Here is a 26,629-nt window from a genome sequence, read left to right as displayed (position 1 = left end):
ACGATGGAGGAAGAAAAAATATTTACAGTTTCAATTTATACAGAAAACAATGTTGGATTATTAAATAGAGTTTCATCTATTTTTCTAAAAAGACATATCAATGTTGAAAGTTTGACAACGTCACGCTCAGAGATTGAAGATGTGAACCGCTTTGTTATTGTTGCCAAGATGACAGAAACACAAGTAAAAAAGATAGTTACGCAGCTCGAAAAGCAGATAGAAGTTATTCGTGCCTACTATCATACTGATGCTGAAACGGTATTTCAAGAATCGGCATTATTCAAGATATCTACAGAACATTTGTACGACGAGCTTATTCAAAGAAAATTAAAGTTTAGGCAAGCAAATATTGTTACAATTACCGAAGATTTCTTTGTGATAGAAACATCAGGTTCAAAAGAACATGTAGACAAATTATATGATAGACTAAAACCTTATGGTTTAATGCAATTCGTTCGTTCAGGACGAATCGCCGTTACACGTGAAAAAATGGCAATTTCAGAATTATTACAAGAATTATAAGTTAGAAAATATGACAAATTATTTTAATACACTTTCATTAGGACAAAAATTAAATCAATTATCAAAATGTAGGTTTATGGAATCTTCAGAATTTGAAGATGGCGTAAACGCGCTACTTGGTAAAAAAATAGTCATTATTGGTTGCGGAGCTCAAGGCTTAAACCAAGGGTTGAATATGAGAGATTCAGGCCTCGATATCTCTTATGCTTTGCGTGAAAAGGCAATTAGCGAGCAACGGGCATCTTATAAAAATGCGACCTCAAATAATTTTACGGTAGGCACTTATAATGAATTAATACCAGAAGCAGATTTGGTGTTAAATCTAACGCCAGATAAGCAACATACCAATGTTGTTGAAACTGTAATGCCGCTTATGAAGCATGGATCTACGTTATCGTATTCACATGGTTTCAATATTGTTGAAGAAGGGATGCAAATTAGAGAAGATATTACTGTTATTATGGTAGCCCCAAAATGTCCTGGTTCTGAAGTACGAGAGGAATATTTACGTGGATTTGGAGTTCCGACATTAATTGCTGTTCATCCTGATAATGACCCTGAAGAAAAGGGATGGGCACAGGCTAAAGCATATGCAGTAGCAACAGGTGGTCATAGAGCAGGTGTATTAGAATCTTCCTTTGTGGCCGAAGTGAAGAGTGATTTAATGGGAGAGCAGACTATTTTATGTGGTGTGTTACAGACAGCTTCTATTTTATCGTTTAATAAGATGATAGAAGAGGGTATCGATGCGAATTATGCAGTTAAGTTAATCCAATATGGCTGGGAAACTATTACAGAAGCGCTTAAACATGGAGGTATTACCAATATGATGGATCGTTTGTCAAATCCTTCTAAAATTAAGGCTTATAATTTATCAGAAGATTTAAAAGTGATCTTGAAACCTTTGTTTGAAAAACATATGGATGATATTATGTCTGGTCATTTTTCAAAAACTATGATGCAAGATTGGGCAAATGATGATGCCAATTTATTAAAATGGAGAGCTGAAACCGGTGAAACGATGTTTGAGAAAACAAGTGCTACCTCAAATCCGATTTCTGAACAAGAATATTTCGATAATGGTGTTTTAATGATTGCATTTGTTAGAGCTGGTGTTGAATTAGCATTTGATACAATGGTTTCGTCAGGCATTATAGAAGAATCTGCTTATTATGAGTCTTTACATGAACTTCCATTAATAGCAAATACAGTAGCTAGAAAGAAGTTATTTGAAATGAATCGCATTATTTCTGACACAGCAGAATATGGTTGTTATTTATTCGACCATGCTGCCAAACCTTTGTTAGAAGATTTTATGGATTCAGTATCTGCTAAAGTTATTGGTGAATCTTTTGCTGATACACATGGAGTTGATAATTTAGAATTGATAGCTGTTAATGATGCAATACGCAATCATCCAATTGAAAAAACAGGTAAGGTATTAAGAGCAGCTATGACAGCAATGAAAGTAGTAAAAACACAAGAAAAAGAGGAAGCCGTATTGGCTTAATGTAATGAATATTACGCAAACATATTTACCTGAATTAGGTGAAGTTAGGAATGCAGCAGTTACATTAAAAAATGTGGCAGCAGTAACGCCATTAATGAAAAGTTTAACCTATTCAAATCTTTTTGATGCAAATGTTTATTTAAAGCGTGAAGATTTGCAACAAGTACGATCGTATAAGATTCGTGGCGCTTATAATAAGATCAGTTCTTTAACAGAAGAAGAAAGGTTGTGCGGTATTGTTTGTGCTAGTGCCGGAAATCATGCACAGGGTGTTGCCTACTCATGTAAAAAATTACAGATTTATGGTACTATATTTATGCCTGTACCAACGCCAAAACAAAAAGTAGAACAAGTTAAAATGTTTGGTGGAAACTATGTTACTATAGAGTTAATAGGAGATACATTTGATGATGCCTATAAAGCTGCTATAGAAGCTTGTGAAAGATCATCGAAAGTATTTGTGCATCCTTTCAATGATGAAAAAATTATAGAAGGCCAGGCGACAGTAGGATTAGAGATTTTAGACCAGATCGAACAATCAATTGACTATGTTTTTGTTCCTGTGGGTGGAGGCGGTCTCGCATCGGGATTATCTAGTGTCTTTAAAATACTTTCACCACAAACAAAGATAATTGGTGTAGAGCCAGCAGGAGCACCTTCCATGAAAATGGCAATAGAAAATAATAAAGTAGTTCGATTGGAGAAGATAGAAAAATTTATTGACGGGGCAGCGGTGCAACAAGTAGGTGATTTAACTTTTCCTATTTGCAAAGAGAATTTAGATGCTATGGTTATAGTACCTGAAGGAAAAGTTTGCCAAACTATACTTGATCTATACAATAGAGATGCAGTTGTTGTAGAACCTGCTGGAGCTTTGACCTTAGCAGCATTAGATCAATATGCTGATAAGATTAAAGGGAAAAATGTGGTATGCATAGTTAGCGGAAGTAATAATGATATTACACGAACAGCAGAGATCAAAGAACGCGCGTTGCTATATGCCAACTTAAAGCATTATTTTATAATTCGATTCCCTCAACGAGCAGGAGCATTAAAAGAATTTGTGGCTGAAATTTTAGGCCCTAATGACGATATTACTCATTTTGAGTATACCAAAAAATCAAGTAGAGAGCAAGCTCCTGCAGTAGTAGGTATTGAACTCAAAAATGAAGCTGACATTGAGCCTTTATTAGAACGAATGAAAGCACATAACTTTTTTGGCGATTATTTAAATAATAAGCCTGACCTATTTCAGTTTTTGGTTTAACTAATTTAGTTAGCTCAAAAGCTTTTTCTCATCATAATATAAAATTATATAGCGTTATATTTTTTGTATTAATCAATTGTAGTATTTTGACATCAAAATCTATTTATGTTAGCTATATTTTCTTTTATTGGCTTTACGCTTTTGGTTGCTGTAATTTCCTATTTATCAACTCGTAAAACAGATGAAAATACATCTGATGGTTATTTTTTAGGAGGTAGGAGCTTAACTGCTGGAGTTATTGCTGGTTCTTTATTATTAACTAACCTATCAACTGAACAAATTGTTGGTTTAAATGGAGCATCCTTTCGAGAAGGAATATTAGTCATGGCTTGGGAAACCCTTGCAGCGGTAGCCATGGTTGTTACAGCTGTTTTTTTATTGCCAAAATATTTAAAAGGCGGATTAACAACAATACCTCAGTTTTTAGAGCGAAGATACGATAGAACTACTAAAGCAATCACATCAGGTTTATTTTTAACTGGTTATGCTGTAATTCTTTTACCTACTGTTTTATATTCAGGTTCAATAGCAATTAGCACTATGTTTAATATACCAGAATTGTTAGGAGTTTCAGAAAATACAGCTTTATGGATATGTGTCTGGGGGATCGGAATAATAGGTTCAATATATGCTATTTTTGGCGGATTAAAAGCCGTGGCAGTATCTGACACCATTAATGCAATTGGCTTGTTAATTGGTGGTCTAATGATACCAATATTTGGTCTAATAATGATTGGAGATGGTAATCTTATTGAGGGTGCTTTTACACTTTTTAAGTCTCACCCAGAAAAGTTTAATTCTATTGGGACTAATAGTGCCTCAGTGCCATTTTCCACAATTTTTACAGGAATGATGCTAGTACAATTGTTTTATTGGGGAACTAATCAGGCAATTATTCAAAGAGCATTAGCCGCAAAGAATTTAAAAGAAGGGCAAAAAGGGCTTTTACTAGCGTCATTTATAAAAATATTAGGACCAATTATTGTTGTGTTGCCAGGCATAATTGCATTTCACATTTTCAATGGAAATTTAGAAAATCCAGATCAAGCATACCCTATGTTAGTAAATAAGGTGTTACCTGCTTCGTTAATTGGTTTTTTTGCAGCTGTTCTTTTTGGAGCAATTTTAAGTTCATTTAATAGTGCATTAAATAGTTCAGTAACCCTTTTTGGAATTGATATTTATAAAGAATACTTTAATAAAAATGCAAATGAGAAAACTATTGTTAAGGCTGGTAAGACTTTTGGTATAACATTAGCTTTAATCTCAATGTTTATTGCTCCTTTATTAGTTTATGCTTCTGAAGGATTATTTGGTTACCTACAAGAAGCTAATGGTATTTATAGCATTCCTATATTAACTATAATAGTTGTAGGTTATTTAACAAAAAGAGTACCAGCTATAGCGGCTAAAATTGGCATTATTTCTGGATCAGTCCTTTATATTATCAGTCAGTTTATATTAAAGCCCTATATAATAGGAGAGGATAATTATCCTCATTTTTTACATATAATGGCTATTTTATTTGTTCTAAATGTTATTTTAATGTTGATTATTGGAAAATTACATCCTAGAAAAATTGACTATATCCAAAAATTCACAAAAGAAGTAGACATAACTCCATGGAAGTATACAAAATCTGTTGGTTTAATAATTTGTATTATTGTAATACTGATATATCTATATTTTTCATAAGTGATTTTAAATAAAAAAATAACTTCCTTTTTATTTAGTTTTTTATGTGCTTTAGCTTTTGCACAAGAGTTACCACCTATTCAAAATTTTTCTCCAGCCGATTATAATGCTCAAAATCAAAATTGGTCTATAACCCAATCATCTGATAAATTAATTTATGTGGCTAATAATGAAGGTGTATTAGAATATAATGGCGCAAACTGGACTTTATACACTTCACCAAATGAGACAATTATGAGGTCAGTAACAGCTATTGGAGATAAGATTTATTCTGGCTGTTATATGGAGTTTGGTTATTGGCAAAAAAGTGAATTAGGGAAGTTAGAATATAAATCCTTATCCACGGAGTTAGACGTAAAGTTAATTGAGGATGAGGAATTCTGGGAGATTATTGGAATAGATGATTTTATAATTTTTCAATCTTTAAACAGAATTTATATTTATAACACTCAAGATAAATCTTTAAATATTATTGATTCTGAGGAGACAATAGTTAAAATGTTTAAAGTAGGTGAGAGTATTTATTTTCAAAGAATAAATAAAGGAATCTTTAAAATTGAAAATGGCAAGGATGTATTATTTATTAATGATGATATAGTTAAGAATAATGAAGTTGTTAATATATTTTCATCAGCTTCTGGATATTTTATAGTTACTCGAAATAGAGGTATTTATAATTATGAGAATGGAAAATTGGAAAACTGGAATAGCCAAGTTAACACTGTACTAAAAGAAGCGAGTGTTTATGATGCTATTCAGACAAAAAATAAAAATTTTGTTTTAGGTACAATTGCAAACGGGCTAATCTACTTTAACCAAGAGGGTGAAATTTTATATCAAATCAATCAAAATAATGGGTTATTAAATAATACTGTTTTATCTGTTTTTGAAGATGTGGAAAATAATCTATGGTTAGCTCTGAATAATGGCATTAGTAATATCAATATTAATTCTCCATTAAAGATATATAAAGATGAAAAAGGAGTTCTTGGTAGTGTATATACCTCTGCTGTATTTAATGAAAATTTATATTTAGGGACTAATCAAGGATTATTTTATAAACCGCTTATAGAGAATAAAGAGTTCAAATTAATTAATGATTTACAAGGACAGGTATGGAGTTTAAAGATTATTGATAATCAACTGTTTTGTGGTCATCATAAAGGAACATATGTGATTAAAGCTGATCAGGCAGATAAAATTTCTAATATTCAAGGAACTTGGAATATTTCTAAATTAAGACAAAAGCCAGATTTATTGATTCAAGGTAATTATGATGGTCTTTATATTTTAGAAAAATATAATAATAATTGGAGATTGAGAAACAAGATCAATGGATTTGAAAATTCTGCAAGATATTTTGAAGTTTTAGGCGACTTTATTTTTGTGAATCATGAGTATAAAGGAATTTTTAAAGTTAAAGTAGATAGCACTTTTTTCAATGCTACAAATGTCACTATTGATAGTTTGCTTAAAGGGGCTAATTCGGGAATTATAAAGTATAAAAACAATGTGCTATATGCCTATAAAAAAGGAATTTTTAAATATGATAAGAATAAAGATAGATTTATAAAAGATAGTGTTTTAAGTAGTATTTATTCTGAAGACGATTATATGTCGGGTAGAATTATAATCGATGAAAATAAAGATAGCTTTTGGCTATTTACAAAACCAAAGTTAACCGTAGTTTCTCCAGGAGAATTGGCGAATGTGCCTAAAATTAAAAGTACACCAATTACGCATGAAGAAAGAAATGATGTTATAGAATACGAAAATATAATTAACCTAAACAATACAGATCAATACTTAATTGGCACAAATTCAGGATATATTATAATGAGTTCTGATAAGTTACTGGTAAAAGATTTTTCGGTATATATAGACAAAATAGAGAGTGGTACAAATAAAGATCATAGTGCTACGAACTACCTCATAAATAAAAATGAAGAAGGTAATTTTATTAGCAACGAGAATAACCTTAGAATATCCTATTATACGCCAGATTATAATAAATATTTAAAGACTAATTATCAATTCAAATTGCTTGGGATTTATGATCAATGGAGTGATTGGTCAAAAGAATCATCTGTTTTTTTCGAAAACTTACCAGCGGGTAAATATACTTTTAATGTTCGTGCGAAAGTGGGGAGTAAAGTTTCAAATAATATTGCTACTTATAATTTTAGTATTGCAAAGCCTTGGCATATTTCAAATCTAATGCTATTGGTATATGGGTTAGGAATCATATTGTTCTCATTTTTTATGCATAATGTTTACAAAAGATATTATCAGAAAGAACAACAAAAACTTATTGAAAAGAATAAAAGAGAATTAGAGTTAACTAGAGCTCAAAACGAAAAAGAAATAATTAGAATTAAGAACGAAAAACTTGAAAAGGATTACAAAGATAAAAGTAAAGAACTAGCAGCTTCAACCATGAGTATTGTTAAAAAGAACGAATTGCTAACTAAAATAAAAGAAGAATTGGTTAGTATTAATGACAAAGATGATACTAAATCAGTTATTGAAATAATAGATAAAAGTTTAAACCATAAAGATAATTGGGAATTTTTCAAAGAAGCATTTAACAATGCAGATAGTGAGTTCTTTAAAAAAATAAAAAAATTGCACCCAAACCTTTCTCCTAACGATCTTAAATTATGTGCTTATTTACGTTTGAATTTATCATCAAAAGAAATAGCACCAATGTTTAATATTTCATCAAGAAGTGTTGAAATTAAGCGCTATCGTTTACGAAAAAAAATGAATTTATCTAGTAATGAAAACTTAACAAATTACATTCTTAGCCTGTAGCTATACAACATTTAAGTTTTTTACCTCAACAATACCTATACAATTAGCTATTTTCTTATTTAAAATAATATTTTTTTTGTTTTCTATTCCCTTAGAAATTATAGGTATTAAAGTGTAAATGTGATAAAAAAGAATGCAAATTTTTACGATGTATATTTTTTGTAAAGGTATTTTTTATGGATATCGTAATATTTGAAGATAAATTTATGATCTCAAATATATTATATATGAAGACAACCCTATTTTTAATTTTCATGATGTGTAGCTCATTACTCTTTGGGCAAACATTTGATGTTAATGGAAACGTTAAAGATCCAACTGGTAATCCGTTGCCAGGTGTTAGTATTATTATTAAAGGAACTACTTCTGGTACCGAAACTGATTTTGATGGTAATTTTACTATCTCTAATGTTAGCGTAGGAGATATCTTAGTATTTTCATTTATTGGTTTTGCAAGTCAAGAAATAGTTATTAATGATAATAAGACTATAAATGTACAATTAGAAGAAGATGCACAAGCCTTAGATGAGGTTGTGGTAGTTGGTTATGGTACCCAACGTAAAAAGGAAATTACTGGTGCAGTTACTGTAGTAAGTGCAGAAACCATTGAAAATTTAAAGCCCACTCGTGTAGAGCAAGCATTGCAAGGGCAGGTACCTGGTGTAAATATTACCTCACAATCTGGTTCTCCCGGTAGCGCTTCTACTATTAGTATTAGAGGTATTTCTACCAATGGAGATAATAGACCACTGATTTTAGTCGATGGCAATGTTATTGAAGATCTTAGTGTATTGAATCCAGGAGATATTAAAAGTATCAATGTTTTAAAAGATGCTACTGCAGGTATATATGGTGTTAGAGCTGCAAATGGAGTGATTTTAATTACTACAAAGACAGGTAGAAAAAGCTCGCCTCCTAAGTTTGAATTTTCAACTTATATTGGTTTTCAGGAAACCACTCGTAAAATACCTGTTTTAAATGCTACCGAATATGCAGTTATAAATAATGAATCTTATGCAGCTGGAGGAATAACCCCAAGGTTTACTGATATTTCTTCATTAGGTGTAGGAACAGATTGGCAAAATGAGGTTTTTGAAAAAGCACCAATATCTAATTATAGTCTAACTCTTAGCGGCGGGGGTGAAAACTCTTCCTATAGTTATGGTGCTAATTTTTTGACACAAGATGGTATAGTAGGTGGTAGTAAAGCAAATTTTAACCGTTTTAGTACAAGGTTTAATTATAATTTAGATTTCTTAAAGAATTTTAAATTCAATGGTTCTGCTATTTACACTGACGCGAATAAAAGTGGCATTTTAGAGAATGCTATTGGTTCGGTTTTATTTAATGCACTAAATATGCCGCCAACATTCAGTGTATATGACGCAAATGGAAACTTTACAATAGCTAGGGGAGTAGGTAATGAAGTAATTAATCCAATAGCTCAGATAGAAAATACATTTAATAAGACAAAGACCGATAGAATTAGTTTGGTTGGTGGATTAAGCTATAATTTTTTAGAAAACTTCACCATAGAGTCTCGCATTCAATTTAATTATGCTTTGGTTAATTATAGACAATTTTCACCGAGTACTGATTATGATAGTGGTAGTGTTTTCGCAAATGAAGATAGTGATTTTAACCAAACAAGAAGTTCTTTTATCGATTATACATGGGATAATTTCATTACTTATAAAAACACCTTTAGTGAAGATCATAACGTTACTGTATTGTTAGGTACTTCTGTTTTAAGAGAAAGGGGCTGGTATGAAGGAGGAGGTTTTAACAATGTATTAGGTAGTGGACTTGATGATGTTGTAATAACAAGTGACTCTAGTCCAACACCAAACCCATTCTTGAGAAGAGGTCAGCAAACATTTGACGCGAGACTATTATCTTACTTTTCTAGAGTCTTATATGATTATAAAGGAAAAATTCTATTTACAGGTTTAGTTCGTCGAGATGGCTCAACTAAGTTTGGTCCTAAAAATAAATTCGGATATTTTCCTTCAGGATCTATTGGGGCAGTTTTAATTGATGGAGGGAACACTATTAATTTCTTGAAAGTAAGAGGTAGTTACGGTATAATTGGTAACGATAGAATTGCAAACAATAGATTTACATCACTCCTAGATGGAGAAGGCACTTATGTTTTTAACGAAGATCTAATTAATGGTGTTGCAATTGGAGGAATATCAAATCCTGAAATCAAATGGGAAAAACAAAAGACATTAGATATAGGTTTAGATGCAAAGCTGGCAAATAATAAGATTGATATTACTTTAGACTATTTTAATAGAGAAACAGAAGATTTGTTGTTAGCCCCCGCAATCGCTGGTATAACAGGCGTATCGGCTCCAGGATCTTCTGCACCTATTGTAAATGCTGGATCTGTAGAGAATGAAGGTATTGAGTTTTCAATTGCCTATAATGATCAGCTTTCAGATAATTTTAAATTTAATATAAGCTATAATTTAACCGCTTTAAGAAATGAAGTATTGTCTGTTAGTAGCACTTTAGATTTTCTACAAGACGGTAATTTTGGAGTAGGTCAAATTCCAGGACCAGCAAGAATGCAAGTTGGATCTCCAATGGGGGCATTCTTTGGTTTTAGAACTAATGGAGTATTCCAAAATCAATCTGAAGTTGATGCTCATGCAGCACAGCAAAATGCCGAACCAGGAGATTTGCGATATGTAGATATAAATAATGATGGTATAATTGACCCCGATGATAGAGTTGAAATAGGAGATCCGATACCAGACCTAACTATGGGTTTAAATATTGGATTTGATTATAAGAATTTTGATTTTAAAGTCTACACATTTGCTTCGGTTGGTAATGATATGATAAGAGATTACGAACGTCAACAAATTAATGCTAACAGAAGGGTTGGTTTTTTAAGTAGATGGACAGGAGATGCTAGTACTAGTACATTTCATAGAGTGACTGCAGGCGGTAACTCAAATGCAGCGCTTTCTGATTTTTATGTTGAAGATGCTTCATATGTTAGAATTCAGAATCTACAATTAGGATACACAATTGGTGATAAGCTAAAAGAGGCTTTAGGCCTGGAAGATGTTCGAATATACGCTTCGGTTAATAACTTATATACATTTACTGAATATAATGGGTATGATCCATCAGCATCATCAGGTGCTCCAATCGGTTCTGGTTTTGATATAGGATTCTACCCTGTGCCAAGAACATATTTATTTGGTGTTAATATTAAATTTTAAATCATGAAAAGAGAAAATAAAATAATAGTCTATTTAAGCGCATTCATTTTGATCATTATGCTTTCATTTTCATGTAGTGATGATTATGTAGACGTTGCACCTTTTGACCCAAGTGCAGATAATTTTTTCAATACTGCTGAAGATTATGAAGATGCTCTTATTGGAGCTTATGATCCGCTACAGTCAACATATCTAGCGGTAATGATGGGAGAAATCGCTTCTGATAATACGTTAGCTGGTGGGGAGAGTGCTACCGATGTGCCAGGTATACAGGAAGTTGATGATATGATTCATACTCCTGTAAATGCGCAGCTGAGAGATATTTGGAATTGGATGTATGGTGGAGTAAATAGAACAAATTTTATTATGGAATTTCAAGATAAAACTGATTTTCCTAGAAAAAGTGAGGTCTTGGCAGAAACTAGATTTTTAAGAGCTTACTACTATTTTGAATTAGTAAAATGGTTTGGCGACGTACCTATGCCAATAGATAGAAGAGTAGTGTTTGGCGAAGAAACAAGCTATGATAGAACTCCTAAAGCACAGGTATTTGCTCAAATAGAAGCCGATTTACAATTCGCAGCTAATAATTTACCAGCTACTCAGTCTCAAGTAGGGAGAGTAACAAAAGGAGCCGCTCAAGCTTTATTAGGTAAAGCTTATTTATTCCAAGATAAATTTTCTGAAGCTGCAACCGTTTTAGATCAGGTTATTGCTGGCCCTTATGACCTATTAACAGATTATAGCACAATGTTTGAGAATGATAACGAGAATAATATTGAATCTGTTTTCGAAATTCAATATACAGATAAAGAAGGAGCTGGTTTTGGCTGCCTACAATGTAGTGAAGGGAATGTTGCAGTTGGGTTTAATGGTATACGAAATTATAATGGACCATTATTTGAATCAGGATTTAGCTTTAATGTACCTACTCAAGAAGTTGTAGATGAATTTGAAGCAGGTGATTTAAGATTTGAAACTGCTATTTTAGATATTGAGGCATGGGCAAATAGCACAGGAGCTACTTATGTAGAAGGCTTTGAGCATACTGGTTATTATAACAGAAAGTACATTTCCCGTCAAGGAGATGCTAATACTGGTGATCAAAACTTAACTAATCCTAATAATTATAGAGCCATACGTTTTGCAGATGTATTACTAATGGCTGCAGAAGCATATGCCAGAGGTAGTTTGGGTGATGCAACAGCACAAACTTATTTAAACAGAGTAAGAACAAGAGCAGGTTTGGCAGACGAAACTGCAGGAGGCGCAGATTTAATTGATGCAATTTATCATGAACGTAGAGTAGAATTGGTAGGGGAAGGACATCACTTCTTTGATTTGGTAAGAACTGGTAGAGCTGCTCAAGAGATTGATGGTTTTCAAACTGGTAAACACGAATTGTTTCCAATTCCATCTATAGAAATTGAATTAGCTGGTAATATCTGGCAGCAAAACCCAGGATATTAATACAAGATAATATGAAAACATTAAAATATACAATAGGTTTATTTATCTTATTTCTTTCCTTATTGGGATGTGAAGAAGATGATAATGATTTTGGCTTCTTAAATAGTGCTACAGCTCCAACTAATGTTGCAGCGCTTTTCGAAGTAGAACAAGATAATTCTGGTTTAGTAACAATTACACCAAGTGGAGAAGGGGCTACCTTATTTAAAGTCTACTTTGGTGATGGTACAACAGAGCCAGCAGAGATAGAAAGAGAAGGAAGTGTACAACATATTTATGTAGAAGGTACTTACACTGTAAAAATTGAAGCTTTCGGTCTAACAGGATTAATGACAGAAGCAACTCAAGAATTAGTTGTTATGTTTAGAGCTCCTGAAAATTTGGATGTTACGGCAACAATAGATTCTTCTAATCCATTTCAGGTAAATGTTTCAGCTACGGCAGATTTTGCAGCTGGATTTGAAGTTTACTTTAATCCTTCTGATCCAAATGATGAGCCAGTATTATTAGCTCTTGGTGAAACTGTTAGTTTTGAATATCCTTCTGTTGGCGATTTCGATATTAGAGTAGTTGCATTAAGTGGTGGTGTTGAAACGCTAGAAGATACTGTCACTATTACAATAAATGTTCCGACTGAATTACCAATAGATTTTGAAGCTTTTGACGCAAGTACTTTTATTGGTTTTGGAGGTGCTTCAGCTGAAGTTATAGATAATCCAGATACAAATGGAAATAGTTCAGCTAAAGTAGGAAAGATTGTAAAAGGTGGACCTGAAATTTGGGCTGGTACAGTTATTACCACATCTACTCCAATTGACTTTAGTTCTAAGAAACTTATGAAGTTAGATGTATGGTCTCCAAGAGCTGGTGGTAAAGTCTTGTTAAAAATAGAGAATCTAACAGATGGAGGTATTTTCTTTGAAAAAGAAGCTACTACAGTTGGTAATAGTACTTGGGAAGAAGTTGAATTTGACTTAAGTGATATTGATACTTCTAATGAATATCAAAAAATTGTTTTATTCTTTGATTTTGGAACTATAGGTGATGGTAGTACTGATTGGACTTTCTATGTTGATAATATAAGACAAGAGATAGTTCAAACTGGTGGTGAAACCAGATCAAAAGTTGAAGATTTTGAAGGCACAGCACCAACATTTACGGTATTTGGAAATATAGCTGCTACAGATGTAATTGACAATCCAGATGCTTCTGGTGCAAATACAACATCAAAAGTAGCACGATTAACTAAAACCAATGGTTCTGAAGTGTGGGCAGGTACTTTCTTTGAAGTTGCTTCGCCATTAGATTTAGCTACTTATAGTAAGATAGCTGTTAAAACCTGGTCTCCAAAAGTTGGAGCTGTGGTGAAGTTAAAATTAGAGAATCAAGACGCTAGTGTTACACACGAAGTTGATTTAAACTCTACTGTAGCAAATGCTTGGGAAGAGTTAGTATATGACTTTAGTGGAGCTCCAGCCGGAGATTATGTGAGGATTGTAATATTCTTCGATTTTGGTAATGCCGGTGATGACTCACTATATTATTTTGACGAAATTGAATTAGTAAATAGTTCAGGTGGAGTGCCACCTTCAATCTTTGAAAATTTTGAAGGAGCAGCACCAACATTTACAGTATTTGGAAATATAGCAGCTACAGATGTAATTGATAATCCAGATGCTTCTGGTGCAAATACAACATCAAAAGTAGCTCGATTGACTAAAACTAATGGTTCTGAAGTGTGGGCAGGAACTTTCTTTGAAGTTTCTTCGCCATTAGATTTAGCTACCTATAGTAAGATAGCTGTTAAAACTTGGTCTCCAAAAGTTGGAGCTGTTGTGAAATTAAAATTAGAGAATCAAGATGCAAGTGTTACTCATGAAGTTGATTTAAATTCTACTGTCGCAAATCAATGGGAGGAATTAGTATATGACTTTAGTGGAGCTCCTGCCGGAGATTATGTGAGGATTGTAATATTCTTCGATTTTGGTAATGCTGGTGATGACTCACTATATTATTTTGATGAATATACATTGACCAATTAAAAATAACGATTATGAAAAAAATTAAATATATAATTGGCTTATTTGCTTTAGTAATAGCTTTAACTAGTTGCCAAGACGATGAATTTTCTGTAGGTAGTTTGGTGGCACCAACTAATCTTCTAATTGATGTTGATATTGTTGGTCAAGATGCAAGCAACCCTAATGGAGATGGAAGTGGAATAGTCAACTTTACTGTTTCAGCTGATAATGCACTCGCATATCATTTTGTATATAACGATGAGGTGAGACAGGCAAAACAAGGTAAAATTTCTTACAATTTTGCAGAAACAGGTTTAAACACTTACACGTTAAAGGTTATTGCCTTTGGAACAGGTGGAAATTCTTCAAGTAAGACGATTCAGGTAGATGTATTATCATTATTTGAAGCTCCAGAAGAGTTATTAGATAGATTAATAGGTGATGGCTCAAGAACATTTAGAATTAAAGCAGAAGTGAATGGTCATTTTGGTTTAGGTCCACCAGCTGGTACTATACCAGGAGAATGGTTCTCAGCTGGAGCTTTTGATAAAGCCGATGCAGGTATGTATGATGATCGTTATATCTTTAATGAAGATGGTACGTTTACTCATATTACAAATAGTGAAAATGATGATCCTACTGTTGACCCATCAGGAACAGTATTTGGACGTGCTGGTTTAATTGATGAGCTAGGTTCAAGTGGAGGTACAGCAAATGGAGCAGATATTGAAAACTTACCACTTGATGATTATTCTGGTACTTGGTCTTTAAGTGGAGTTGAAGATGTAATTACTATTAGTTTATCTGGTACAAGCTTTATTGGGTATTATACAGGTGGTAATCATCAATATGAACTTTTTCAATGGGAAGGTCAGCCAGATGATGAATTCATTTTAAGAACAACAGATGGAAATGGTGAATTCGATTGGTGGTTTATTATAACTAACGACGATGTATCAGAACCAGATCCTTTTGCTACCCAATTTAATAATTTGGTTTGGTCAGATGAGTTTGATACTGACGGAGCACCAGATGCTAATAAATGGGATTACGATCTCGGTACTGGCGAAAATGGCTGGGGTAATGGTGAGGAACAGAGTTATACAAACTCTTCAGATAATGTTAAAGTTGAAGGAGGTTTTCTCAAAATAACTGCTAAAGTAGAAGAGGAAATTAATAATACCTATTATTTTGATGAAATAGAGTTATTAGATTCCGGTGGGAATTCTCAATCAATAATTCAAGATTTTGAAGGAACGGCACCAACGTTTGAAAACTTTGGAGGTGCAACTTCACAAACTGTGAGTAACCCAGATGCTACTGGAGAAAATGTAACAGCCAATGTTGGGCAATTAATTAAAGGCGTTAATTCTGAAGTTTGGGCTGGCTCATTCTTTAACTTAAGCGGAGCATTAGATTTAACTACTAATAACACTATTAGCGTAAAAACTTGGTCGCCGAAAATTGGCGCAACAGTTAGGGTAAAATTAGAAAATTCTGCTGATGCTAACGATTTTCATGAAATTGACGCAACTACTACAGTAGCAAATTCTTGGGAACAATTAACATTTGATTTTAGTGGCGCAACGTCACCTAGCTTGGATAGGTTTGTTATTTTCTTTGATTTTGGTAATTCAGTAGCTCCATATACATCAGCTAGAGTAAAAACTCAAGGCAAGCAAGAGTTTACTTATGGTAGAGTTGAAATTAGAGCAAAATTACCAGAAGGTGGTGGTACATGGCCAGCGTTATGGCTATTAGGTGCAGATTTTGAAACAAATGCTTGGCCAGCTGCTGGTGAAATAGATATTATGGAACATGTTGGTAATGATTTAAATAGAATTCAAGGTGCCACACACGATCCAAATAATTTTGGTGGTGATGCTAGGGTTGTTTCAACAACTGACTATAATGATGTAACGACTGCATTTCACGATTATGCGGTAGAATGGAGAACCGATGAAATTATTTTCCTAGTTGATGGAGAAGTTTACGGAACGCTTTCTAATGATGGCTCGTTACCTTTTAACAAAGACTTTTTCTTGATACTTAATGTAGCTATGGGCGGTACACTTGGCGGAGATATAGATCCGACATTTACAGAATCATCTATGGAAATAGATTATGTAAGAGTATATCAATAAAATTTTATTTGAATTAGTTTTAAGGGTCGAATTATATGACATATAGTTCGACCTTTTTAAACTAGAAGTTAGACTTTATTAATTTTAGATAAGGAACGACCACTTTATGATAATGGAAGAAATTAAAACTTTTGGTAAAGAAGTTAAACTAAAGTTAGTTATTATAGAAGATGAGCAGTATTACATGATTTCTAATTGTGATGCTATGAGGCCATTTTTTATGAGCATTGTGAGTGATTCTAATCACTGGATGTTTATTTCTAGTAATGGTGGGCTAACGGCAGGAAGAAAAGATTCAAATAATGCCCTATTTCCGTATTATACCGATGATAAGATTACAGAATTATATGATATTACTGGAAGTAAATCTATCTTTCGAGTAAAGCTTGGTGAAGAATGGAAGGTATGGGAACCTTTTTCTGAAAGATATACGAATAGTTATAGTTACTCAAGAAATATCTATAAGAATGTTTATGGTAATAAGATACTATTCGAAGAAATTAATCATGACTTCGGACTGACTTTCCGTTACCAATGGAGTTCAAGCAATGAATTTGGTTTTGTAAAAACAAGTCATTTAATAAATAACAACCAAATACCTACTAACATAAAATTTTTAGACGGTATTCAGAATATTATGCCTTATGGTGTAGATACTAACTTACAATCTATTAGAAGTAATTTAGTTGATGCATACAAAAGAAGCGAATTAAGTGAAAAAAGTTTAGGTATTTATGCATTGAGTGCAATTATTGTTGATAGAGCTGAACCTAGCGAAGCTTTAAAAGCGAATACAGCTTGGTCTTTAGGTTTAGATAATCCGAAATACTTATTATCTTCTTTACAATTGAATGCTTTTAGAAAAGGAGAAGAAATCAATCAAGAAGAAGATGTAAAAGCTGAGAAAGGAGCTTATTTTGTATCAGAAGAGATAGAGTTGCAAGCGCGAGATGATAAAAGGTGGATGCTTATTGCAAATGTTAATCAAGGACCTTCTTCAATAGCAGTAATTTCAGAAAGAATACAGCATGAAGATGATTTGTGGAACGAAGTCATAAAAGATATTGATCTAGGCACTCAAAGACTTATTAAATTAGTGTCTGCTTCAGATGGTTTTCAGTTAACAGCAGATAAACGACGAAATGGTAGACATTACTCTAATGCATTATTTAATATAATGCGTGGAGGAATATTTGATAATAATTATCAAATAGAAAAGTGGGATTTCAACAATTATCTTTCAAAAGCCAATAAAAAAGTTCATCGAACAAGTGAACCCATATTAGCTAATTTACCTGAAATATTTTCACTTCAACAATTAAAAGAAATTGCTTATAAAAGCGATGATAAAAATTTTAGACGATTGGCATTAGAATACATGCCATTAAAGTTTAGTCGTCGTCATGGTGACCCTAGTAGGCCTTGGAATAGATTTTCTATTAATACAAGAAGTGAAGTCGATGGATCTAAAATTCTTGATTATGAAGGTAACTGGCGTGATATTTTTCAAAATTGGGAAGCTCTAGCTTGTTCGTATCCTGAGTTCATAGAGAGTATGATTCATAAATTTTTGAACGCAACTACTTTTGAAGGATACAATCCATATAGAGTTACCAAAGACGGATTTGATTGGGAGGTTATTGAAGAGCATGATCCTTGGTCTTATATTGGTTATTGGGGCGACCATCAAATCATTTATTTATTAAAGTTTTTAGAAATATTTCAAGACCATTATCCTAATAAATTAATTGAGAATTTTAATAAAGACCTATTTGTATATGCTAACGTTCCTTACAAGATCAAGTCGTATGAAGATATTCTAAAGAATCCTAAGGATACGATTGTTTTTGATAACACATTAGATGAAAAAATCCGTGAAAAGCGTGCTGAATTCGGTGCAGACGGAGCCTTATTGCGAGACGAAAATTATTTTATTCATAAAGTCAATTTTGTAGAAAAGATTCTAGCTACAGTTTTGGCAAAACTATCAAATTTTATTCCTGAAGGAGGAATATGGTTAAACACGCAAAGACCAGAATGGAATGATGCCAATAACGCATTAGTTGGTAATGGAGTGTCGATGGTAACGCTATACTATCTAAGACGTTTCTTAAATTTTTTCTCTAACTTATTAGATGAATCTGAAGAAATTAATATTGAAGTATCTAAAGAGTTACATGAATTCTTCAACAGTGTATTTTCAACTTTCAAGATAAATAAACCTTTACTGAATGGAAAGATAGATAATACCAACCGAAAAAGAATTTTAGACGGCTTAGGTATAGCAGGTAGTAACTACAGAAATAAAATATATACAGATGCTTTTTCAGGCCGAAAAGATACTATCCATATTGGTGAATTGCGAGAATTTGTTCGTGTAAGCTTAGAATTTTTAGAGCATTCAATAAATGCTAATGAGCGTGATGATAAAATGTATCATGCGTATAATATAATGACAGTAGCGGATGATACTGAAATTTCAATAAGCTATTTACAAGAAATGTTAGAAGGGCAAGTGGCAGTATTGAGCTCAGGGCATTTATCATCTTCCAAATGTTTAGAGCTCTTAGATAGTATGAAAAAAAGTGGATTGTTCAGACCCGATCAATACAGTTATTTGCTATATCCAAATAAAGAACTACCAAAATTCACAGAGAAAAACATCATTCCTAAATCTGGAGTTGAAGCTTCAGAATTATTATCGAGGCTATTAGATGATGGTAATACCCAGATTATAAATAGAGATATAAAAGGGAATTATCACTTTAATGGTGATTTTAACAATGCAGATAGTTTAAAAGAAGCATTGTCTGGATTATCGCCTAGTTATGATGAACTAAAAATTAAAAGTGAAACTGATGTCCTTCAATTGTTCGAAGATGTTTTCAATCATAAATCCTTTACTGGACGTTCAGGAACTTTTTATGGTTATGAAGGATTAGGATCTATTTTTTGGCATATGGTTTCTAAATTATTATTAGCTGTTGAGGAATGTTGTTTGAAAGCCATCGAAGCAAACGAAAATGACGAAATAGTTGGTCGCTTATTGGAGCACTTTTATGAAATCAATGAAGGTATTGGCGTACATAAATCACCAAAATTATATGGTGCTTTTCCAACTGATCCTTATTCACATACTCCTTATGGTAAAGGAGCACAACAACCAGGTATGACTGGGCAAGTAAAAGAAGATATTCTAAGAAAGATAAAAGAGTTTGGTGTTTTTGTTAAAAAAGGGAAACTACATTTCAATCCTTGTTTATTGAGGGCTGAAAAGTTCTTAAAAGAATCGAAAGTATTTTATTTTGTGGATGTACATCAACAATCTAAAAAAATAGAACTGAGTAAGAACTCAATAGCTTTTACACATTGTCAAGTTCCAATTATGTATCACATAGCAGAGGATAATTATTTAGAAGTATTCCATAGTGATGGATCAGTTAACAGGGTTGATGGTTTAATATTAGATCTAAATACAAGCACAAAGATTTTTCAAAGAACTGGTGAAGTAGATAGGGTAGAAGTTAATATAACTCGACATTATCTGAAATAAAGGTTACTAATGACACAGCGATACAACATAATACTTGTGATTACTTTAGTGGTATTTGTATTATCGTGCAACCAAAAGAAGAAAACAAAAGCATCTATGCAAGATCAAAAAAATATGACTGCTAAAGACATATTAGGTAATCCAGATTATTTAGCGATATCGTATGGAGGTTACCGCCAAAACTCGAGAGATATTCAACCGATAATTGAAGAATTAAAGGAGGATTTGAAGATTCTTTCTGCTATGGGTATAAAAATTTTAAGGACTTATAATGTTCAAGAAAAATATCCACATGCTGCTAATATTTTAAAAGCTATTAAAAAATTAAAGGAAGAAGATTCTAGTTTCGAAATGTATGTAATGCTAGGAGCTTGGATAGATTGTGAAAATGCTTGGACTGATAATCCTAATCATGAAGGAGAAGATTTAGAAGCCAACACAAATGAAATAAAACGAGCTGTAGAATTAGCAAGCCAATATCCAGATATTGTAAAAATTCTTGCTGTTGGAAATGAAGCTATGGTACATTGGGCTTGGAGTTATTGGGTACAACCTGGTGTAATTTTAAAATGGGTAGATCATTTGCAAAATTTAAAGAAAAAAGGTGAGCTTCCTAAAGATTTATGGATAACAAGTTCTGATAATTTTGCTTCTTGGGGTGGGGGAGATAAAGCTTATCATAAAGAAGATTTAGTTAGATTAATTAAAGCAGTAGATTATGTTTCGATGCATACTTATGCTTTTCATGACACACACTATGCGCCAGCTTATTGGATAAACGACACTGTAGAATACGAAACGGATTTACAAAAAATTGATGCTGCAATGCTTCGAGCAAAAAAATATGCAATATCTCAGTATAAAGGTGTTAAATCTTACCTTGATAGTTTGGGAATAGATAAACCAATTCATATTGGAGAATCTGGTTGGGCAAGTTTTTCAAACGAACTTTATGGTAATGATGGATCAAGAGCTACAGATGAATATAAAGCAGCATTATATTATAAACATATTAGAGATTGGACTAACAAAGCAGAAATGTCTTGTTTCTATTTTGAAGCTTTTAATGAGAATTGGAAGGACGGACAAAATCCATTAGGATCAGAAAATCATTTTGGGTTATTTACGATAGATGGGCAGGCTAAATATGCTCTTTGGAATTTAGTAGATCAAGGTGTGTTTAATGGTTTAACCAGAAATGGAAATCCAATTACTAAAACGTATAACGGGAATAAGGAAAAACTAATGAAAGATGTATTAGTTCCGAATACTAGTACTGAAATAGTCAATGATTAAAGACAATGGATAGGAGAGCGATATACATATTACTTTTTTTAAGCATAGCTTTTATGTCTTGTAGAAATGTATCATCTCAAGTTGATGAAGTAAGTGTTTCTGAGCGGCAATTATTAGTAAATGGTAAGCGGTATATAATTACTGGTATATGTTATCACCCTGTTCCTATAGGAAGTAGTGAAAGAAGCTTTGAAACCATTGATCAAGACTTATCTCTAATGGTTGAAGCTGGAATAAATACAATTAGAGTTTATGCACCTATAGATGATAAAAAAGTTCTAGATAAAATTAATGCAGCAGGCATAAAGGTTATTATTGGTTTTGGCTATAATCAGAATGGTCTTTACGATATGGTTTCAGGGTCATTTATTGATTATGTAAATAAATATAAAAACCACAATGCCATTTTAATGTGGGAGCTAGGTAATGAATATAATTACCACCCAGAATGGTTTAAAGGTGATTTAAAAAATTGGTATAAAGACATGAATGAAGCTGCTAAACTAATTCATGAAAATGATTCAAATCACCCAGTAACAACTGCACATGGTGATTTGCCAGATAAATTAGCATTAACTATGAGCCCAAATATTGATGTATGGGGAATGAATGTTTACAGAATGACTGAACCAGAAACAATTTTCTCTGAATGGAAAGCTGTAAGTACTAAACCTATGTATTTGTCTGAGACTGGAGCTGATAGTTATATGGCAAAAGCTGCTGAAGGTTATGCCGAAGGAGAAAACCAAAAAGCTCAAGCTGATGCTAATAAAATTATATTAGAAAAGACTTTTAGCGATTTAAATATTTGCTCGGGTGCGACTCTGTTTTCGTTTACAGATGGTTGGTGGAAAGCTGGGAATGGTGAAAATGATATGCAAGATGAAGGTGGTTGGGCACCAGAAGGTAGTGGTGTACCATATGATAGAGTTCCAAATGAAGAATATTGGGGAATAGTTGATATACAGAGAAACAAAAAAGAAACATTTAATGTAGTTAAACAAATCTACTTAAATCAAAAAATTAAGAAATGAAAAAAATTACATTTTTTTTATCATTTTGCTTAATGTTTTTTATTATGAGTTGTAATGAAGAATCTAAAAATTTACGAGTAGAAGTTTATGAAACTTCAGCCAGTGGGAATAAGCTTACCAAGATTGAAAAGTTTTTAGAATCTAACGAAAACGATATCGTAAGTATTGAGCTTTTACCAGAAGAAGAATTTCAGATCATAACTGGTTTTGGAGGTTCCTTTACAGAATCTTCAGCCTATTTATTAAACAAACTTTCTAAAGAAAATAGAAACAAAATTTTAGAAGCTTATTTCGGAGAAAATGGAGCAAAATATTCTCTTACCAGAACACACATTGCTTCTTGTGATTTTTCATTAAATAATTATACTTATGCCCCAATTGAAGGCGATTTACAATTGAAAAATTTTTCAATTGAAGAAGATAGAGAAGATTTGATCCCAATGATTAAGGATGCAATGGCAATTTCACAAGACGGTTTTAACATTATTGCATCTCCTTGGACGGCACCACCTTGGATGAAAGACAACAAAGCATATGTTGGAGGAAAACTGTTACCAGAATATTATGATGCTTTCGCTCTATATTTCTCAAAATATTTAGATGCTTATAAAACAGAAGGTATTAGCATTTGGGGATTAACTCCAGTTAATGAGCCACATGGAAATGGTAATAATTGGGAAAGTATGCACTTTTCTCCAGAAGAGGAAACAGATTTTGTACAAAATCATTTAGGTCCAAAATTAGAGGCAAACGGTAAGGGTGATGTAAGAATACTAGGCTACGACCAAAATAGAGCCGGTTTAAAAGAATGGGTAGATGTAATGTTTAAAGATGAAGCATCCTCGAAATACTATGCAGGTACTGCTATTCATTGGTACGAAAGTACCTATGATTATTTTCCAGAAGCATTACAATATGCTCATAATAAAGCGCCAAATAAGTATTTAATTGAAACCGAAGGTTGCGTGGATTCTGAAGTTCCAAAATGGCAAGACGATGCTTGGTATTGGTCTAAAGAAGCTACAGATTGGGGCTGGGATTGGGCATCAGAAAAAGATAAACATTTGCATCCAAAATATGCTCCAGTTAATAGATATGCAAGAGATATTATAGGATGCCTTAATAACTGGGTTGATGGATGGGTAGATTGGAATATGGTGTTAGATAGACAAGGTGGTCCGAACTGGTTTAAGAATTGGTGTGTGGCGCCTGTAATAGTAGATCCTGATAGTGATGAAGTGTACTTTACACCAATTTACTATACGTTAGCACATTTTAGTAAGTACATAAGACCAGGAGCTAAAGTAATTGACATTAAAAATTCTGATAAAGAATTAATGGTAACAGCTGCTAAAAATCCAGACGAAACAATTGCAGTTGTGGTATTTAATCAAAGCCAAGAAGAAAAACATTTTTCACTTTTATTGAATGGGATGGATAAAGAGATATCTATTAGTCCACAGGCGATACAAACCATTATCATTATTACTACTATAAACTAATTAATATGAGTATTATAAGTACAGCTACTAAAGATAAAGTTCCATTGGGGCAGAAAGCTGCTTTTGGAGCTGGTCACTTAGTACTTAATTTATTGCCAGGTGCTCTAGCAGTTTTTATGTTCTTCTTAGTAACCGCATTTGGTATGGATCCTTTCTTAGCAGGTTTATTAGGCGGATTGCCTAGAATATTTGATGCAATTACCGACCCCGTAATGGGGTTTATTTCTGACAATACAAAGTCTAAATGGGGAAGACGACGACCATATATTCTGATTGGTGCTGTTTTAAGTGGTGTGTTGTTTGCGCTTTTATTCCAATTAAGTGAAAACAATTCAGTAATGTTTAACTTTTGGTACTTTCTTTTAATGTCGTTTGTATTTCTTATTGGAAATACAATGTTTGCAACACCTTTAGTTGGTTTAGGTTATGAAATGACATCAGATTATAACGAACGTACGCGCCTAATGGCATTTGCAAATACTGTTGGGCAAATAGCTTGGATGTTAGTACCATGGTTCTGGGTAGTTATAGCAGACCCAACCGTATTTCCCTTAAGTGAAGAAACACTTAGAATGATAGGTGAAATGGGGCTAACAGGAGATGAATTACAAAAAATAACGAATGAAAAATTGCAAGCTAATGGAGTTCGGCAATTATCACTTATGGTAGGCCTTGGATGTGCTATTCTTGGAATTTTACCAGCCTTATTTTGTAAAGGAATTGATGCAGGAAAGATGGAAAATAGAAAGGATATTAGTTTAAAAACTTTATCATCTTCTTTCAAGGAGCTATTTTCAGGAATAAAAGAAGTGTCTAAAAACAAGCCTTTCATGAAATTATGCGGAGCAACATTTCTTGTTTTTAATGGATTTCAAATGGTGGCTTCTTTTAGTTTCTTCATTATTGTATTTTATATTTATAATGGTGACTATGGTCAAGCGGGTACATGGCCAGCTTGGTTTGCTTCACTTACTGCAGTTGTAACAGCTTTTATGGTTATTCCAATTATATCTCGCATTGCAAATAAATGGGGTAAACGGAAAGCCTTTATTATTTCAACAATTATATCGATTCTTGGCTATGGTCTTAAATGGTGGGGATTTGATAATAAATTAAATGCACAGTTTAATCAATCGAATGCAGGCCAAGGATTAAATAATTTTGTGGCTTCAATATTCGAATCTATTAATCCATTTTTAGATAGTGTAGGTATGTCTTGGTTTAGTATAGATACTAGTCAAGGTGGACCTTGGCTAATGTTTGTACCCATACCATTGATGGCTTTTGGATTAGGAGGATTATTTACCTTAATGATGAGTATGACCGCCGATGTTTGTGATTTAGATGAATTAGAAAATGGAATGCCACGTAAAGAAGGTACGTTTGGAGCAATATATTGGTGGATGGTAAAGCTAGGTCAAGCAATTGCTTTAGTACTTGGGGGCGCAATATTAACTTTGGTTGGCTTTGACGAGGGTGCTGTATCTCAAACAGCAGAAACTATGACAAAGCTTCGAATTGCCGATATTGTTATACCAGCAATAACTGCAGCTATTGCTATTTTTGTAATGAAGAACTATTCACTTAATGAAGAAAGAGCAAGAGATATAAAAAGGCAATTAGTAGCTAGGCGTGGTGAATTATAAGAATATTAACAAATAAAGTATAGTTGGTTATGTCTCATAGAGAGGAGAAATTTTTGGCATTAACAGCTGTAGATTATGAAGATATATCTATAGACGGATTAAAAAAAACTTTTAAAAAAGTATTAAACAACGGTGTTCATGGTTTGTGCTTTAGCCCGTATATGGAAGGTCAAAATCCTGGTGATCAAATCAGTGAAAATCAAATCCGTCGAAGAATGGAAATTATTAAACCATATACTAAATGGATTCGCTCTTTTTCTTGTACTGAGGGTAACGAAATTATCCCTCGCGTTGCAAAAGAATACGGTATTAAAACTTTAGTGGGTGCTTGGTTAGGAGATGATGACGAAATCAATAAATCTGAAGTAACAAATCTTATAAAATTGGCTAATGATGGTTTTGTGGATATAGCAGCCGTTGGCAACGAAGTAATGTATCGAGGCGACTTAACAGAAGATGAATTATTAAATTTTATTTATCAAGCTAAAGAAGCAATAACCAATACTCCTGTTGGCTATGTAGATGCTTACTACGAGTTTAATGATAGACCTAAGATAACAGAAGCTTGTGATATTATTTTGGCAAATTGTTATCCATATTGGGAAGGATGTGATCAAGATTATTCTCTTTTGTATATGAAAGATATGTACCATCGTGCTTTAAATGCTGGTAACGGAAAGAAAGTTATTATTACTGAAACTGGATGGCCAAATAAAGGAACCAATTTAGAAGGAGCCTTTCCATCAGAAGAAAATGCAATTAAATACTTTATAAACTCCCAAAAGTGGTCTAAAGAAGATAATATAGAAATGTTTTATTTTTCATCGTTTGATGAATCTTGGAAAGTAGGGTCTGAAGGAGATGTTGGGGCTTATTGGGGCTTATGGGATAAAGATGAACGGCTAAAGTTTTAACT

15 protein-coding genes are annotated in these 26,629 nt (G+C 33.0%); all 15 read left to right on the top strand.

Features of this window, described 5'->3' with window-relative positions:
• Window positions 1-3 precede the first annotated feature (3 nt).
• The 15 genes from ilvN to AC3IF2_RS05955 all read left to right on the top strand — a co-directional run bounded on the left by ilvN (window position 4) and on the right by AC3IF2_RS05955 (window position 26,627).
• A complete protein-coding gene (gene ilvN / locus AC3IF2_RS06025; RefSeq protein WP_489166170.1) occupies window positions 4-522 on the top strand; it encodes an acetolactate synthase small subunit in 519 nt (172 codons plus the stop codon).
• Between the two features lie 10 nt (window positions 523-532).
• On the top strand, window positions 533-2,032 hold the full coding sequence (gene ilvC / locus AC3IF2_RS06020) for a ketol-acid reductoisomerase (RefSeq protein ID WP_489166169.1): 1,500 nt from the start codon (window positions 533-535) through the stop codon (window positions 2,030-2,032).
• Between the two features lie 4 nt (window positions 2,033-2,036).
• Window positions 2,037-3,299, top strand: a complete 1,263-nt coding sequence (gene ilvA / locus AC3IF2_RS06015) for a threonine ammonia-lyase IlvA (protein ID WP_489166168.1) — start codon at window positions 2,037-2,039, stop codon at window positions 3,297-3,299.
• Between the two features lie 105 nt (window positions 3,300-3,404).
• Window positions 3,405-4,994: a solute:sodium symporter family transporter gene (locus AC3IF2_RS06010; protein ID WP_489166167.1), complete on the top strand. Its 1,590-nt coding sequence runs from the start codon at window positions 3,405-3,407 to the stop codon at window positions 4,992-4,994.
• A complete protein-coding gene (locus tag AC3IF2_RS06005) occupies window positions 4,995-7,808 on the top strand; it encodes a helix-turn-helix and ligand-binding sensor domain-containing protein (protein ID WP_489166166.1) in 2,814 nt (937 codons plus the stop codon).
• A 227-nt stretch (window positions 7,809-8,035) separates the two neighbouring features.
• Complete coding sequence (locus AC3IF2_RS06000) at window positions 8,036-11,047, top strand: SusC/RagA family TonB-linked outer membrane protein (RefSeq protein ID WP_489166165.1); 3,012 nt, start codon at window positions 8,036-8,038, stop codon at window positions 11,045-11,047.
• 3 nt (window positions 11,048-11,050) lie between these two features.
• Entirely contained in the window at window positions 11,051-12,517 is a 1,467-nt protein-coding gene (locus tag AC3IF2_RS05995) for a RagB/SusD family nutrient uptake outer membrane protein (RefSeq protein ID WP_489166164.1), read from the top strand.
• Between the two features lie 11 nt (window positions 12,518-12,528).
• On the top strand, window positions 12,529-14,559 hold the full coding sequence (locus tag AC3IF2_RS05990) for a hypothetical protein (RefSeq protein WP_489166163.1): 2,031 nt from the start codon (window positions 12,529-12,531) through the stop codon (window positions 14,557-14,559).
• 11 nt (window positions 14,560-14,570) lie between these two features.
• The gene (locus tag AC3IF2_RS05985) at window positions 14,571-16,682 is read left to right on the top strand and encodes a glycoside hydrolase family 16 protein (RefSeq protein ID WP_489166162.1); all 2,112 of its coding nucleotides are present in this window, start codon (window positions 14,571-14,573) and stop codon (window positions 16,680-16,682) included.
• A 112-nt stretch (window positions 16,683-16,794) separates the two neighbouring features.
• Entirely contained in the window at window positions 16,795-20,235 is a 3,441-nt protein-coding gene (locus AC3IF2_RS05980; protein WP_489166161.1) for a hypothetical protein, read from the top strand.
• A 9-nt stretch (window positions 20,236-20,244) separates the two neighbouring features.
• Window positions 20,245-21,531, top strand: a complete 1,287-nt coding sequence (locus tag AC3IF2_RS05975; RefSeq protein ID WP_489166160.1) for a glycosyl hydrolase family 17 protein — start codon at window positions 20,245-20,247, stop codon at window positions 21,529-21,531.
• Window positions 21,532-21,584: 53 nt separating this feature from the next.
• Window positions 21,585-22,565, top strand: coding sequence for a glycoside hydrolase family 2 TIM barrel-domain containing protein (locus AC3IF2_RS05970; protein WP_489166159.1), 981 nt, complete (start codon window positions 21,585-21,587; stop codon window positions 22,563-22,565).
• Entirely contained in the window at window positions 22,562-24,067 is a 1,506-nt protein-coding gene (locus tag AC3IF2_RS05965) for a glycoside hydrolase family 30 protein (protein ID WP_489166158.1), read from the top strand. The genes AC3IF2_RS05970 and AC3IF2_RS05965 overlap by 4 nt, the downstream gene beginning before the upstream one ends.
• Window positions 24,068-24,072: 5 nt before the next feature.
• Entirely contained in the window at window positions 24,073-25,713 is a 1,641-nt protein-coding gene (locus AC3IF2_RS05960) for an MFS transporter (RefSeq protein ID WP_489166157.1), read from the top strand.
• Window positions 25,714-25,742: 29 nt separating this feature from the next.
• Window positions 25,743-26,627 (top strand): glycoside hydrolase family 17 protein, encoded by an 885-nt coding sequence (locus AC3IF2_RS05955; RefSeq protein ID WP_489166156.1) that lies wholly within the window; start codon window positions 25,743-25,745, stop codon window positions 26,625-26,627.
• Window positions 26,628-26,629 lie beyond the last annotated feature (2 nt).

It is taken from the genome of Maritimimonas rapanae, assembly GCF_057837205.1.
Note: the sequence above shows the minus strand (reverse complement) of the source record. Positions and strands in the feature narration are given on the sequence as shown.

Bases quoted from the DNA above. Each gene is read 5' to 3' on its own strand.
- AC3IF2_RS05995 (WP_489166164.1), top strand. From the start codon at position 11,051: ATGAAAAGAGAAAATAAAATAATAGTCTATTTAAGCGCATTCATTTTG.
- AC3IF2_RS06000 (WP_489166165.1), top strand. From the start codon at position 8,036: ATGAAGACAACCCTATTTTTAATTTTCATGATGTGTAGCTCATTACTC.
- AC3IF2_RS05965 (WP_489166158.1), top strand. From the start codon at position 22,562: ATGAAAAAAATTACATTTTTTTTATCATTTTGCTTAATGTTTTTTATT.
- AC3IF2_RS05970 (WP_489166159.1), top strand. From the start codon at position 21,585: ATGTCTTGTAGAAATGTATCATCTCAAGTTGATGAAGTAAGTGTTTCT.
- ilvA (WP_489166168.1), top strand. From the start codon at position 2,037: ATGAATATTACGCAAACATATTTACCTGAATTAGGTGAAGTTAGGAAT.
- AC3IF2_RS06010 (WP_489166167.1), top strand. From the start codon at position 3,405: ATGTTAGCTATATTTTCTTTTATTGGCTTTACGCTTTTGGTTGCTGTA.
- AC3IF2_RS05980 (WP_489166161.1), top strand. From the start codon at position 16,795: ATGGAAGAAATTAAAACTTTTGGTAAAGAAGTTAAACTAAAGTTAGTT.
- AC3IF2_RS05960 (WP_489166157.1), top strand. From the start codon at position 24,073: ATGAGTATTATAAGTACAGCTACTAAAGATAAAGTTCCATTGGGGCAG.
- AC3IF2_RS05975 (WP_489166160.1), top strand. From the start codon at position 20,245: ATGACACAGCGATACAACATAATACTTGTGATTACTTTAGTGGTATTT.
- ilvN (WP_489166170.1), top strand. From the start codon at position 4: ATGGAGGAAGAAAAAATATTTACAGTTTCAATTTATACAGAAAACAAT.
- AC3IF2_RS05985 (WP_489166162.1), top strand. From the start codon at position 14,571: ATGAAAAAAATTAAATATATAATTGGCTTATTTGCTTTAGTAATAGCT.
- AC3IF2_RS05955 (WP_489166156.1), top strand. From the start codon at position 25,743: ATGTCTCATAGAGAGGAGAAATTTTTGGCATTAACAGCTGTAGATTAT.
- AC3IF2_RS05990 (WP_489166163.1), top strand. From the start codon at position 12,529: ATGAAAACATTAAAATATACAATAGGTTTATTTATCTTATTTCTTTCC.
- ilvC (WP_489166169.1), top strand. From the start codon at position 533: ATGACAAATTATTTTAATACACTTTCATTAGGACAAAAATTAAATCAA.